The sequence below is a fragment of the Sphingomonas adhaesiva genome (assembly GCF_036946125.1).
Lineage (GTDB): Bacteria > Pseudomonadota > Alphaproteobacteria > Sphingomonadales > Sphingomonadaceae > Sphingomonas > Sphingomonas adhaesiva_A.
This window is the reverse complement of record NZ_JAQIJT010000002.1, coordinates 561,629-575,331: the sequence shown is the minus strand read 5'-3', so window position 1 is coordinate 575,331 and position 13,703 is coordinate 561,629. Positions and strand designations below refer to the sequence as shown.

Genomic DNA, 13,703 nt, shown 5'->3' with positions numbered 1-13,703 from the left:
TACGCCCCAGACAAAGCACAGTTAAGTGCTTGATTTTACTGACATGCAGAAACCGTCTGCACAGCCCGTTGCTACAGTGAATTGGCACAGTCCGCAAACGGTGTCTTCACACCTGTTTTGGTGCTCTGATTCGCCCGGGGACGCACAATCGGCGGCGTGCAGGCTGGGAGTCAGCTGACGCATTCGAAAACGCCCGATTAAGCGTTCCAGCCAGCCCCGCGAGGTGATCCGATCGACGACGTCAGGCGTTCCTTGCCGCATGAAGACAATTCGCTTTCCCGACGGCACAACCGTCCCTGCGCTCGGCCAAGGCACTTGGATGATGGCGGAGGATGATGGCCGGCGATCGCAGGAGATCGCTTCGTTGCGCGAGGGGCTATCACTCGGCCTCACGCTGATCGACACCGCCGAGATGTATGCCGACGGCGAGTCCGAACGCCTCGTCGGCGAAGCCATCGCGGGTGCGCGCGACGATGTGTTCCTTGTCAGCAAGGCCTATCCGCAGAACGCTTCACGCGACCGGCTGCCCCGCGCGTGCGAGGCGAGCCTCGAACGGCTCGGCACCGATCGGCTCGACCTCTACCTGCTGCACTGGCGCGGCAATGTGCCGCTGACCGAGACGGTCGAGGCGATGGAGCGGCTCGTCGCGGCAGGCAAGATCCTGCGCTGGGGCGTCAGCAATCTCGACATTGCCGATATGGAGGAACTGATCGCCAGCGGTGGCGATAGCTGCCAGACCGACCAGATCCTCTATAATCTGACGCGGCGCGGTCCCGAATATGACCTGATTCCTTGGCTGGCGCGACGCCGCATGCCGATCATGGCCTATAGCCCCGTCGAACAGGGCCGACTGGTTTCCCACCCCGGTCTCGCTGAACTCGCTGCGAAACGTAACGCTACGCCTGCACAGCTTGCGCTCGCTTGGCTCCTTTCGAGGGAGGGCGTCATCCCCATTCCTAAGGCTGGATCAGTGGACCATGTCCGCGAGAACCGCGCGGCGTTGGACGTCGACCTTTCCGACGCCGACCTCAAGCAGCTCGATTCCCTGTTCGCACCACCTCGCACATCCGAGCCGCTGGCTATGCTGTAAGGAGGCGAGGCGGAGACGACCCATACTCGGACATTCAAACGGCCATTCCCGCTTCCCAGCTCCGGACATTTGTTCATCGCTTCGCAACCGATCTGCTGGGTCGCGGGAATGGAGAAAATTGGGACATTTTAGCCGTTAACCGGCGCCGCGGCGAACGTCGGCTCTGGTCAGATGCCGACGTTCAACCTTCGCTCTATCGGTGTCTCGGAACGACGGCAGAGGAGCCGCTAGCAGGCAGTCATATTTTTGCGCCCGAGCTAAGATGACGGTCGGGAAAAATTTTGAACACTTGCTACCAAGAAGTAATGGAACGAGGCATATACTATCGAGCGAGAGTGGAATATTTAGGAATCGTTTTAAGTGCCTGACGCGAACGACTGTCCAGAAACCAGTTAATAAACTAAGACAAATTCCAGTTATATAAAGGAATGCTGTTCGCGGCAAACGGACGAGAACACTTTATTGATTATACTATAGAGCAATAATAACGATAACCTAGTGAATCTATACGTATCTCCAGCCACCACCCCGGGAATAGATGCATGCGTGCGTCCATTCCGCAGGTCTAAAATTCTCAAATTGATCCGATTTGGCCCAAGCCTGCGCTGCTAAGCCGCAAGCGTCCTGAGAGACTTTATCCAAATGGTTGCGTCTGCCAATATGGCGATCTGCCTGTTGTATAGATTTTTCCGGCGAAGCAGGCTCGTCGAGAGGATTGATGAAGCACGTCCGATGAAGATCACTCGATCGAAAAAATGGGTTTCCGACGAGATGCTCGATGAACTGCTTCGCGCATTCGAAGCGGGCACGACAATTGAGGCAGGGACGCTGAGCTATCGGCATTACGACTTCAACGAGCTCTATGAAATTTTGCCCGATGCGTTCTCGGTCAAACCGACAGTCAGCCGATCCGAAGCGATTGGCCTGTTTTCCAAGGCCCTGCGCGCCTGCCGCCACGCACAGACGATGACGGCTGCGGCATTGATCGAACAGGCTTCGGCGCTCCACCGGCAGACGCTTGCGGTGTCGCTCGAACGCTACTCGCTATGGAGCAAGTTTCGGGCGCGAGACATGGCCCATAGCAAGGGGTTCAGTCTGAACTGGCGCGGCGTCACGTTGCGCACCACAGTCGCCTTGCCGGCCTGGATGCGGCGCGAGGATTACCTGCTGAGCGGGGTCGGCTATATCTTTCCGGAACAGCCGGAAGGCTATGGCTATGTGATCTTGAGCTGCGATGAGCGCGACGAGAATCGTGCGGTCGATCGCATGATGGACGCGTTGCAGCTCATGCTGGGACTGCTCAATCTCTACGAGTCCTGGCAGCGCCACACCCATTGGGGCGGACGCAACTGGACCGAGGGCAAATTATGGCCGGGTCCGACCCAGTTCGTATTTCGCGGAATGGTGTTCCAAGGCGATAACCGCATTTGGTACAATCCCGATTATGACGAGGACGCCTGGGAGCACTTCCCTCCGAAGATGAAGCGCATCCTCAAGGTCGTGCCCTGGGCGAGAAAGGCACTTGCTTCGCTCGATACACATCCGTTGCGCGAGGTTCTGGTGCGCGCCGTCATGCTGCTGCAGGATGGTCTGGTCAGCCGGGACGGCAGTCTCAGACTGTTGCGCTACTGGTCGGCGCTCGAACAGCTCTATGTCGAAGCGGACGCCAAGAATGGCTCGAACGACAAAGTGATCGAACGCGCGCTGTTTGGCGAGCGCGAGCCAGCCTTATCGAGGTGGAAGCTGGCGCATATCGCCCGGCTGCGGAACAATTACGTCCATGCCGGTGTCTCGGGCGACGATCTCCACGATCTCGGACAGTTCCTGCGCGAGCTGGTCGTCCGGCACATCAACTATTGGATATTTCGCGGTGCAGATCTCACCGATCATGCCGCCATGCTGCAATTCGTCAAATTACCATCCGGGCACGCTGCGCTCGAACAATTGCGCATACTGGTTCATCGGCGACTCGCGCTGATCGACGCGCGACCACCGGATTCTGACGCGAGCTAGGGCGCACCCTCGACCTATGCGCAGACCGACAGGCGACTTGCACAAACGAAGCGACACTTCCCTTATAGAAGGATGAAGCTGCATCTACCGCGAGATTGATTCACCTTCCGCCATAGCGTCATTCAACGCGAAGCTCGATGGCCGCAGCAGCCGCCTGCCCGAGCAGAAAGCGGGGTTCCGGACCATAACCGGCGGACACGCCGTAGCGACATGCGACGTCGAGCCATGCAGCGGCGCAGCGTGCCAAATAGGTCGCGGCAATCAGGAAGCCGTGTCGCTCGACCGGATTATTATGCCGCGCCAGCGCTCGTGCCCTTTTCGTAGGAGGCGCCCCTCATGAAGTCGCGCAACTTCGCGCCCTGATCCTCAAGGATGGCGTCGAGCCCGGCGGCACCGAGCACGACGCGCGAACGCCACAGCGCGTCCACGCCTTCGGCCCGGAGCCGCTCGACATACCAGGATATCTCGCTCCACGCGGCGTCCTGGTATCGATCAAGATCCATGGCTGCGCCTCAGCTCGACGCGACGGCGTGGCCACGCGCGGCCGCCGCATCCTCGGCCGCGAGCTGCTTGATCGTCGATATCGCGCGCAGGAGATAGTCGGCTACTAGGATTGCGTTGATGCTGCTTTGCGGGGAGGAATAGGAAACGATCCCGTGCAGTGAGGCATGCCGATTGGGCACAGGATCGGCGGATGCGATCCCTACCGCCGCTTCATCCTTCATATGCATGTAGAGATGCTTGGTGAGCTTCTTATAGAAGCGCAGGCCGGCGACACCGGTCGATGACATTTCGGCGGGGGTCAGACTGCCGATCGCTTCCATCAGGCGCTGCTGACTCGCCATTTTGTCGAGTGCGCCGCCATGAATTTCCTTACGCGACACCCGCTCGATCTCGGGAAACAGCAGGCGCGGTGCGCAACGATACAAACCCGCGCCATGGGCTGCGACCGCTTCGGTGAAGGTCGCCTTTGCCTCGTCATCCAATGCGCTGGCATCGATGTCGGCGCACAGCGCACGCGCGATATCGAGCCAGTGGATCGCATAATGTTGGTGGATCGCGGCATTGACCCCAGCGGGATCTTCCGGGTGGTCGGCGACGAGATCTAGCGGCGAATTGGCGTGTGGCAACCAGCCGAGCGCTTCGAGGCGGCCGCATTGCGCATCAATGATCTGAAGACGGCGCAAAGGCTCACTCAGCCCGGCGAAGGGCTTCATGATCTCGGCATAGCGGTGGCGAAACTCTTCACCGATCTTGGTCAAGGGCGCGATCGCCGTCTGCCAGCGCTGGATGGCTTCGGACAATCCGGCGGCGGCAGGCACGGCGAGGACCGGCAGTTCCATGCGCGGAATTTGCGGCAGGTCCAGCGTGAGCGAAGGGAATGCCCCCTTGATCGACTCACCGTGATCCCACGCGTGGTTCAAGGCGTCAAAAATCGCAGCCGAGCCACTGGTCCCTCCCTGATCGTTTTGATCCTCGACGGAATCGTTTGCCATTGCCCTCGCCCCTTACCTCGTCTCGATCCCGTATGGGCAATTTGCCCGGCGCAGAAAAGCGAACCGGCTAACGTGTCGCGACGTCTTCGGAAATTACGCAACGCTCCTTGTTGGTCAGCTTAGAACCCGCTCCCCCAAGCGAACGCCTATTGGTCGTAGCGCATCAGTTGGAGTTTGAACCGCAAGCCGGCCTGCCCGAAAGCGTGATGTAGGGAATGGAAGGCAGCAAGGCGGTCCCAAGCGTCACTGCTATCGCAAATCGCATTGAGCGTAGTAATGAGGCTATTGAACCACTCGGATACCGCAAGCACAATGGAGCAATGCACGTGATGCCTGCGTCCGACGTCGGCCGGGGAATGGTTTGAGGGGGACGCATGCAAAAATCGGTGAGAGTGGCGCTCAACAAGTTTCCGGTCCTGCCGGCCTCACTTGAAAATCCAGCAAAGCCGGGAAGTCTAGTGACCGAAATCATGGTCGATCTAGCCGACTTGTATCATTATTATTATCTGCAGAGTTATGACAGGGCTCCGCCGAACCCTGACCTCGCCCAGTTCGAGCACGTACGGTATCTGGAGCCATGCACCGCTTTTCGGTTCCAACCAAACGGCCTGGGCGCCAACAAGACAAAGAAGCAGAACAATTCGAATGAGCTCGGCGAGGCCTTCTGTCGGTGGTTCCTGGCCGAGCATCTCGACATCTTTCACGTCGCACGGATCGATGACGTCCGCAATCACGGCGCGCTTTCATGGGCGAACGGTGTGTGCGTCGAATGCAGTCCCGGCACCGAGGGAGATGCCCCCGACTATTTCTGCGTTGAGCCGACAGGCCAAGTATCGCTGGCAGAGGCGAAGGGCACGATCGAGGCGGTCGGTTTCAAGGCTAAGAAATTTGCGATGTGGCGCAATCAGTTCAGCCGGGTACGCGTTCTCGATCGGTTCGGAAACGCGATGAGCGTTAAAGGTTACATTGTTGCGATGCGATGGGCAGTCCACACCCATAGCCCCGCCATCTTCACGACTCTCTCCGCAGAGGATCCCCAGACCCCAGGCGAGCGTCCCTTTTTCGATGAAAGCGGCGGGTTCGCGGCCGCGGTCCGTTCCCTCCATTATGCACCTAGCCTCGCGAAGGTCCGCCAGCCAGTCCTCTCGGCCGCGCTCGCGACCGGTACGACGATCGCTGATGACCTGAGTTTCCCGATCATTCTGTGGGAATGTCTGCTGCCGACGCTGATGGGGCTTCGGTTTGTCGGAGGCTATTTCCCGACCGATCCCGAGGGCGTTCTGCCCTTCAAGTTCGAAGACGGAAAGTTGGTCGTCGTTCCGAACGATCCCTTCAGGCTCGATCAGAGCCCAGGCACTTTCATCGGTATCGAGGAGAAGATCTTTCGACACCTTGTCGACACCGCGCGAAACGGGCCGATGACGATCAACGATCTTCCGCGCATGGAGCGCCGGATCACCGGGTTCAGCGGCGCAAGCTATCTCCCGGACGGCCATGTGCTGGGCCCAATTGAGCTGTTCCGTCCGATTGCCTCCGATCTCGTCTGATCGACCGCGAGTGCTGAGATCGGTGGCGGGACTTCTTCTACGAATATCCCGCCACCATCTTTACGACTAAGGGTTGAAACCAATGCTTCGGTTCTACGATTTGGACCCGGCCCTCCTCAATCCCGCCAGCGATCAGACGGTATTCGAGGCGACCATTAACGCGCTTGGGACCTACACGACGGAGCATTTCGTGCTGCGCTTGAGTCCCCGTACACACGAACTGGTCGATGCCATTACCCGGCAGAAAACAGACCGCTATGACACGGCCGAACTGTATCAAGCCTATTCCACCTATCTGCATGAAACGATCCACTGGTGGCAGCACGTTGGTTCGACAGCAGGCCTGATTCTAAGTCTGGCCTACCCCGCACAGGTCTATGGCAGCATGGGCTTCCTCGCGGATTTTGCGCGCGAGGTCGGAGCCGTAAAGCCGGTCAAGGCATGGGCAGATCGCGCACTAATCGACGGCACGCCGGCCCTCGATCCAGGGCTCGTTGCTGGTAATGTCGCTGTCAACAACGCTCTGGATATAAATTACTACAAACAGCTCGCCTTCTTTCCCAAGTCGGTGTTGGAGCATGAGCGCTCGCCCTTCTTCCTTGGTGTGGGGCACAGCTATCTGAAGGCCTATGGCGAAACCGTCAGCGCCATCAACGGCTCATGCGACTTCGCTGACGGCCAGTTCCCCGATCCCGAGGGCTGGGATGCGGAAATTCGTCGGCTGCATGCCGAGGGCAGCGAAGGCTTTCCCTATGGCCGGCGGCCACCCTACGCGGAGATCGGTCTGCGCCACATCTTTGAGGGGCAGGCCCGCTTCTGTCAGATCCAGTTTCTGGCGTCTGCCGGCGGCCCCGAACTGCTTCAAACCTATCGTGAGGACGGCTATTTCGCTCCACTCTATGGGGATGCCTTCGAGCTGTTCCTCAAGCTGACGGGCGCGCAATGGCCGGAGCGCTACGACGACCCGGTTGTCGGTCTCTTCCTTTTGATCTGTGATCTAGCGATCAACCCCACGCGCGGCTTTCCGCTGGATATCGAGCATTTTGATGACCTCATCAGCGATGTGGATGCAGGGGCTCGTTTCACGCTTTTGTGTCTGGCTGCTGCGGAAGCGCCAGAACTTGCGAAATGCGTGCAGACTTACTCTACCCTTGAATACAATTATATCGCGGGTCGCCTGACCGACCGTTGCGGCTATGACCATCCGCGTACGGCCCTTGAGACGGTCGTCGGTCTTTTGGGAGATGGCGGTCTGAACCGCGCCGGGTTTGCCGGAGGCCCCAACTCCTGAGAGGAAGGGGCTATGACGAGCAAGACGACGAACAAGTTTTCTCCTGAGGTGCGCGCGCGTGCAGTGCGGATGGTGCTGGACCATGAGAAGGATCACGCGTCGCGTTGGGCCGCGGTGGTGTCGATCGCGGCGAAGATCGGGTGTGCGGGGCAGACGCTGCACGAGTGGGTAAAGAAGGCCGAGGTCGATAGCGGGATGCGCGCCGGGGTGCCGAGCGACGTCGTCGACCGAATGAAGGCACTGGAGCGGGAGAACCGCGAACTGCGCCAAGCCAACGAGATCCTGCGCAAGGCGTCGGCGTATTTTGCGATGGCGGAGCTCGACCGCCGAGCGAAGTGATGGTGTCGTTCATCGACGCGCATCGCGAGGTGTACGGGGTCGAGCCGATCTGCCGGGTCCTGCCGATCGCCCCATCCACCTACCATGCCCATGTAGCGAGCAGGATTGAGCCGACCAGAAGGTCGGCTCGGGCTCAGCGTGACGATGCGCTTGGGCCGGAGGTGCGCCGCGCGTTCGAGCAGAACTTTCGCGTCTACGGCGTGCGCAAGGTCTGGCGGCAGCTGCGGCGCGAAGGGTTCGACGTCGCCCGCTGCACCGTTGCCCGCCTGATGCGGGCGATGGGTCTGGCCGGCGTGATCCGCGGCAAGCCGGTCCGCACCACCGTCAGCGACCGGACGGCGCCATGCCCGCTAGACCGGGTCAACCGGCAGTTCCGTGCACCGGCGCCGAACATGCTCTGGGTGTCGGACTTCACCTACGTCGCGACTTGGGCGGGCTTTGTCTACGTCGCCTTCGTCATCGACACCTACGCTCGCCGGATCGTTGGCTGGCGCGCCAGCCGGAGCGCACATGCCGGCTTCGTCCTGGATGCGCTCGAGCAGGCGCTACATGACCGACGACCGATGCGGGGTGGCGGCCTCGTCCACCATTCCGACCGCGGCAGCCAGTACGTGTCCATCAAGTACACCGAGCGCCTGGCCGAAGCGGGCATCGAGCCGTCGGTCGGAAGCGTCGGCGACAGCTACGACAACGCTTTGGCGGAAACCATCAACGGCCTCTACAAGGCCGAGGTGATCCACCACCGCGGCCCTTGGCGCAGCTTCGAGGCGGTCGAGTACGCCACGCTGGAATGGGTGGACTGGTTCAATCATCGCCGGCTGCTCGAGCCTATCGGCAACATCCCGCCCGCCGAAGCCGAAGAGCAATACTATGCTGCCGCGGACATCATCCCTATGGCGGCGTGACTCACATCCAACGGCCTCCGGCAAACCCGGCGCGGTTCAGCCGGCTGCGTTAGAAGGTTTTGGATGGGAAGCCGAGCGGCGGCCTCCGGCCATCTTCGGTGTAATGCAACGATTGGTTGGTGAAGTGGTGGACGTCGGCTTTTGAGCAAAGCTGCCGTTTCAGTTGCAGCACACCAACGTCGCATCTTGGTCGCTTGCAGACTGACCGCACATAAAACGGAAAGCCGACAAGCGGACCTTCGTCCGGCCATCGTCCGATCGTATGAATTCCGAGCCGACCTCTTCGACGCCGTGTGTGCAAGGCCGCCTCCCGACAATCGCCCTCCAGCGGCGCGGCGCCAGCCGCTCCGAGAACGACGCAGCCTAGGATTCGTTCGCCTGCTTGCGCCGCACCGTAACGTTCTCGATAGTTAGGCGCGTAGGGGAGAATTAATGTCACATTCCGACCGGCACACCGAGCAGCGTCAGGGCGGCTCAGACGGCAACCTGAAGGCTCGGCGCTCGCGGCGACTGGTGGTCCGATGAACCGAGACGATCACCTCAACAACATCGCTAAATATGTCGGGCGCCTCGAGCACGAGATCAGGGCGCTCAACGCGGTCGGACGCTTCGACATCAACTCGGTTGCCGAGGATTTCCTCATACCGGTCATAAAACTGGTGTTCGATTGTCCCGACTTGCAGAACCTGAACAACGTCCGAGCCAACTTCCCGGCCGTGGACTTGGGGTGCACGACGAACAGGATCGCGTTCCAGGTGACCACCGACGGATCGAGCGGTAAGGTTGAAAAGACACTCGAGAAGTTTCACCAGCATCGCCTGGATAACACGTTCGATCACCTCTACGTCGTCGCGTTGACCGAGAAGCAGTCGTCGTACACGGCGAAGCGACTCGAGTTGGCGATCGGCGCGCTTGCCATCCCGTTCGACCCGGCCCAGCACATCGTCGATTGGCGCGATATCCTGGCGCGCATCCGGCACCTCGAGACGAGCAAGCTAGAGGCCATCGATCAGTATCTCGCCGCGAGCTGGGCTAAGCGCGACAGCAATGCAAATTTCCGTGAGCAACTCGACAAATTTCTCGCCTTTTCGACCGAGAAGATCGAGGTAGAAAAGACGTCACGAAAATACATTCCAGCGATCTTCGTGGAGACACACTCCACCAAAGAAGAAATGAGGCTTTTCGCCAATCCGTTGTTCTTCTACCGCAAGATCCAGGATAAGCTCCGCCGTTTCTCCTACGATCGTCTCAATGCCAGCTTGAGAATAGCAGGCCAGCCCGAACTGGTGTCGGACGTCGACGCAAGCCTGCTCAGCGCCGCGCCGGCGAGCTTCGCCGAGCTCAGCGCATGGCTCGACCGGGCGAGCGATTCGATCGACGTCGAGCTCGCCAAGGTCCGCCCTCTGTCGTGGTATCGTGGCGAAGGTGAGGCGCCCTACAAGCCAGCGGCCCCAGACTCGGCGGGCTGGATGATCGCACGGCTCCAGCTGGAGGGTGCTGCCAGCGGGCTGACATCGCGTTTGAACGAAGCGCGCGTGCTGATCGACCTCATTCGCAACAAGATCTTCCTCGTCACCAGCATGGCCGGTCAAGGAAAGACCAACTTCGTGTGCGACTTGGTCGAGAATCAGTTTCGGCTCTTCGAGATTCCTTGCCTGTTCATACCGGCGCGCCAGCTGAACGGCTTCGCGCCGGGCAAGCGGCTGTTCGATTATATAGCTCACAACCGCTATGCGCCAGACGGCACCAAGCTACACGATTATCTGACGCTGTTCGACCAAGTCGCACACGACGTGCAAAAGCCGTTCGTGATCCTGATTGACGGTATCAACGAAGTAACCAACCTCACCTCCTTCAACGAAGAGCTGAAGGCCTTCTGCGGTGCGGTTTGCCAATATGATTGGATCAAGCTCGTTATCACCTGCCGCAGCGAATTCTTCGACGAGCGCTTCGCGACGATGCTCAACGAACCGTTCGCGGCCCATATCCACCGCGTGAACGACTTGCGGTCGAAAATGACCGAACTCAGTAAGGCGCGGCTGTTGAAGGCCTATCTTGCGCATTTCAGCATCAAAGGGTCGCTGCAGGGGCAAGCCAAGGCGTTCCTCGAGAACGATCTCTTGCTGCTGCGAATCTTCTGCGAACGCTATGAGGGCAGCGATATCGGGTATGTGACCGACATTTACAAAGGCGACCTCTTTGCCGACTATCTGCGCAAGAAGATCGACTCCTTTCCGCAGCAGCACCAAGCTAAGGCCTTGCCCACTCTGTTCAAAATCGTAGCGGCGATGCTCGCCGCGGACGATTTTTCCAAGCTGTCGGTGCGCGATTTTACGCTTGAGGAACAAGAGATCGTCCGGCGCTTCGTCGAGGACGACGTCATCCTCCGCCGGGAAGTCGAAAGCGACGGCCTCGCCGCAGCCGGCGACCTCGCCATCTCCTTCACTTATGACGAGCTCAGGGACTTCGTAATAGCCTATCGACTGGTCGATCGAGCTGCTGCCGACCAGGCCCAGGCGCTGACCGAAATACTGGCCCGCTTGTCCAGCCGTCCGGTCTACGAAGGCGTCTACCGCTATGCCTATTTGCTCGCGCGCAGGGCGAACAACCCAGCCGCCATCGCGGCCTGCGAAAACGCGACGAACTTCACCGAGCATTTCAGCCTCAACGTCCACCTTCTGCCCCCCGCGGTGCAGACGAGCGAAGACGTCGCGCGCGTCAAGGCCATCCTGGCGGACGCCGGCGCGACCCGGCGCCGCCGCCGCATTGCGCTGTTTCTGCTGTACCGGCGCGACGCAGCCGAGTTATTGAACATCTCGATCCTCATCGATCATTTGAACGGCCTTGACGAGGAGGAGCACGCCAAGTTCATCCGTGCGATCTTCGGCGGCCATCGCGATTACGACCCCCACGCCTGGCGGCAAAGTATCGACGAGCTGGTGACGGACGTCGGGAAAGACGAAGGCGGCCGAGGATTGGTGCGATACGCCCCCCATTGGCTTGCGTTCTTCCTACATGCCGCCGCACATGCTGGCTGGCTCGAACGCGAGAGCGCCTCCACTTTGTTCCAGGAAGCAGGGGACGCCGCCAATTGCGTCGAAGCCCTGGCGCTCGTCCGGCCGGCCAAAACCGCGGCGGTGCAAACGCTATTGGCGGACATCGCAGAACCCGCCGGAGTCCCAGCATGACCAAAAAGGATTTAGTCTTGCCGTTGCGCCGGATTCCGCCGCTCGGCGAGTTTCTCGATGCCTTGCAGATCAAGCCGGCGGGGCTCGCAGCGCAACTGTTCACGGGAGTCTACAACCAGCTCTTCGTTTGGTCGACCGACCTGCGCGCGCAATACGATCAATATTATTGCGTGGAGTATCCGACGCTCGCGGCCTACCTCGAAATCGCCCATGAGATCTATCTCGAACCGACTGAGCTCGAAAAGACGCATATCCTCAAGATTAAGGCACCCGGAGGCGTCCTCGAAGAAGCCTATGACGACAACGTCCGGGACACGGTCATCGATTGCGTAAGGGAGCTGGAGAGCAGTTATGAAGATTAAGATGGACTTCGTGTCGAATAGCTCGTCGACCTCCTTCGTCTATATCGCCCGTGAAATGTTGTCGCGAGACGATTTCCTGACGGCGGCCGGCGTCGGTCCCGACAGCCCGGTTGCGCCGCTGTTCAACGGCATGTTCGACGAGCTCAAGACTCAAATCGACCGCGGCACCGTGCTCACGCGGGTCGAGGAAGTCGATGGTCTCGAGGACCGGCAAGATTTTACGCCGGACGTGCTCGATCGCATGAAGAAGGGCATAGAAGACGGCCAGACGGTCACGATCGGCCATTTCAGTAGCGAGAACAATCTGGCCGAGATGACGCTGTGCACCGAGATTTTCGAAATTGAGTCCGAAAGGTTCTTCATCAATGCCTATGACAACTATTGGTGAGGCGCGCTTGCGCGTCAATCGCTACAAAGATCTCAGCTATGCTACCTTCTTCAACGCGCGCACCGGCTTCTTCGCGCGCGTCCCCGAACCAGGCCAGCGGGAACCATTCTGGTCGCCGCACGGCCCCGAGCTGATGGATATTTCGATCACCAACTGGTGCGACAAGGGCTGCGTGTTCTGCTACAAAAGCTCGACCCGGCATGGGTCGCACATGGCGCTCGCCGATTACAAGCGGGTCATCGACCAGGCGGCCGACATGGGCACCTTCCAAGTCGCGCTTGGCGGCGGCAATCCCAACCAGCATCCCGACTTTGTCGAAATCCTCGACTATACCTGGGCGAAAGGGATCGTCCCCAACTACACGACCAACGGGCGCGGGCTGACCGACGACATATTGGCGGCGACGCGCCGCACCTGCGGCGCGGTGGCGGTCTCCGCCTACCCGCCGTATGTCGAGACCGCCGAGACCATCCGCCTGCTCGCCGACCACGGTATCAAGACCAACGTCCACTTCATCATCGACCGCGACAGCGTCGACACCGCAATCGACTGGCTCAGCGATCCACCTGTCTTTCTCGCGCCGATCAATGCCCTAATTTTTCTCAACTACAAGCCTTCGGGGCGAAAGGTGTTCGAGGAAAAGATGCTTCGGCATAGCGACCGGCTCGATGAATTCTTCGCGCTTGCGACAGCGCCCGACGCGAAGCTCAGGATCGGGTTCGATGCCTGCTGCGTGAGCGGGGTGTTCGCCCGTACCCAGGCCAATGATGCGCTGGTCGATGCCTGCGATGCGGGCCGATTCTCGCTCTACGTGTCCGAAGACATGAGGGTCTATCCCTGCTCGTTCCAAAGCGGGCTGGTCGAGGGCGACACGCTCAGCGACGAGACGTCACTGCTCGATATCTGGCACGGCTCGGAGAATGTCCGCTCGTTCCGGCGCTATTTCGCGTCCGACCGCTGCGGCAACTGTTCCCACCGACCCAGGTGCAAAAACGGCTGTCCGCTGTTCGACGAGCTCGTCGTCTGCGGCAACCGCTAGAGTCTCACAACGGCGTCGTCGCCGACGCGCCGACATACCAAGGAG

General features: G+C 60.0%; 11 protein-coding genes and 1 other annotated feature. Of the genes, 9 read left to right on the top strand and 2 right to left on the bottom strand.

What is annotated here, in order from left to right; translation table 11 throughout:
- The first annotated feature begins 259 nt into the window (after positions 1–259).
- Both PGN23_RS09020 and PGN23_RS09015 read left to right on the top strand, forming a co-directional pair.
- Positions 260–1,090: an aldo/keto reductase gene (locus PGN23_RS09020; RefSeq protein ID WP_335302547.1), complete on the top strand. Its 831-nt coding sequence runs from the start codon at positions 260–262 to the stop codon at positions 1,088–1,090.
- A 732-nt stretch (positions 1,091–1,822) separates the two neighbouring features.
- The gene (locus PGN23_RS09015) at positions 1,823–3,103 is read left to right on the top strand and encodes a hypothetical protein (RefSeq protein ID WP_335302546.1); all 1,281 of its coding nucleotides are present in this window, start codon (positions 1,823–1,825) and stop codon (positions 3,101–3,103) included.
- A gap of 290 nt (positions 3,104–3,393) precedes the next feature.
- Here the strand turns inward: PGN23_RS09015 and PGN23_RS09010 are convergent, their stop codons facing one another.
- Complete coding sequence (locus PGN23_RS09010; RefSeq protein WP_335302545.1) at positions 3,394–3,606, bottom strand: hypothetical protein; 213 nt, start codon at positions 3,604–3,606, stop codon at positions 3,394–3,396.
- Positions 3,607–3,615: 9 nt separating this feature from the next.
- The gene (locus PGN23_RS09005; RefSeq protein WP_335302544.1) at positions 3,616–4,599 is read right to left on the bottom strand and encodes a hypothetical protein; all 984 of its coding nucleotides are present in this window, start codon (positions 4,597–4,599) and stop codon (positions 3,616–3,618) included.
- A 392-nt stretch (positions 4,600–4,991) separates the two neighbouring features.
- Between PGN23_RS09005 and PGN23_RS09000 the strand changes: the two genes are divergently transcribed.
- From PGN23_RS09000 to PGN23_RS08970, 7 genes are all read left to right on the top strand, one after another.
- Positions 4,992–6,146, top strand: a complete 1,155-nt coding sequence (locus PGN23_RS09000; protein ID WP_335302543.1) for a hypothetical protein — start codon at positions 4,992–4,994, stop codon at positions 6,144–6,146.
- A gap of 82 nt (positions 6,147–6,228) precedes the next feature.
- Complete coding sequence (locus tag PGN23_RS08995; protein WP_335302542.1) at positions 6,229–7,437, top strand: hypothetical protein; 1,209 nt, start codon at positions 6,229–6,231, stop codon at positions 7,435–7,437.
- Between the two features lie 12 nt (positions 7,438–7,449).
- Positions 7,450–8,681 (top strand): IS3 family transposase gene (locus PGN23_RS08990; RefSeq protein ID WP_335302179.1). Its coding sequence is split into 2 segments (ribosomal slippage): positions 7,450–7,741 and positions 7,741–8,681, totalling 1,233 coding nucleotides; the frame shifts between segments, so codons are not numbered across the junction.
- Positions 7,734–7,850 (top strand) — a sequence feature (AL1L pseudoknot). Its footprint overlaps the gene before it by 117 nt.
- 521 nt (positions 8,682–9,202) lie before the next feature.
- Complete coding sequence (locus tag PGN23_RS08985; protein ID WP_335302541.1) at positions 9,203–11,869, top strand: SMEK domain-containing protein; 2,667 nt, start codon at positions 9,203–9,205, stop codon at positions 11,867–11,869.
- The gene (locus tag PGN23_RS08980) at positions 11,866–12,231 is read left to right on the top strand and encodes a hypothetical protein (RefSeq protein WP_335302540.1); all 366 of its coding nucleotides are present in this window, start codon (positions 11,866–11,868) and stop codon (positions 12,229–12,231) included. Before PGN23_RS08985 ends, PGN23_RS08980 begins: the two co-directional genes overlap by 4 nt.
- Before the next feature lies 1 nt (position 12,232).
- Entirely contained in the window at positions 12,233–12,619 is a 387-nt protein-coding gene (locus tag PGN23_RS08975) for a hypothetical protein (protein ID WP_335302539.1), read from the top strand.
- A gap of 7 nt (positions 12,620–12,626) precedes the next feature.
- On the top strand, positions 12,627–13,658 hold the full coding sequence (locus PGN23_RS08970; RefSeq protein ID WP_335302538.1) for a radical SAM/SPASM domain-containing protein: 1,032 nt from the start codon (positions 12,627–12,629) through the stop codon (positions 13,656–13,658).
- Positions 13,659–13,703 lie beyond the last annotated feature (45 nt).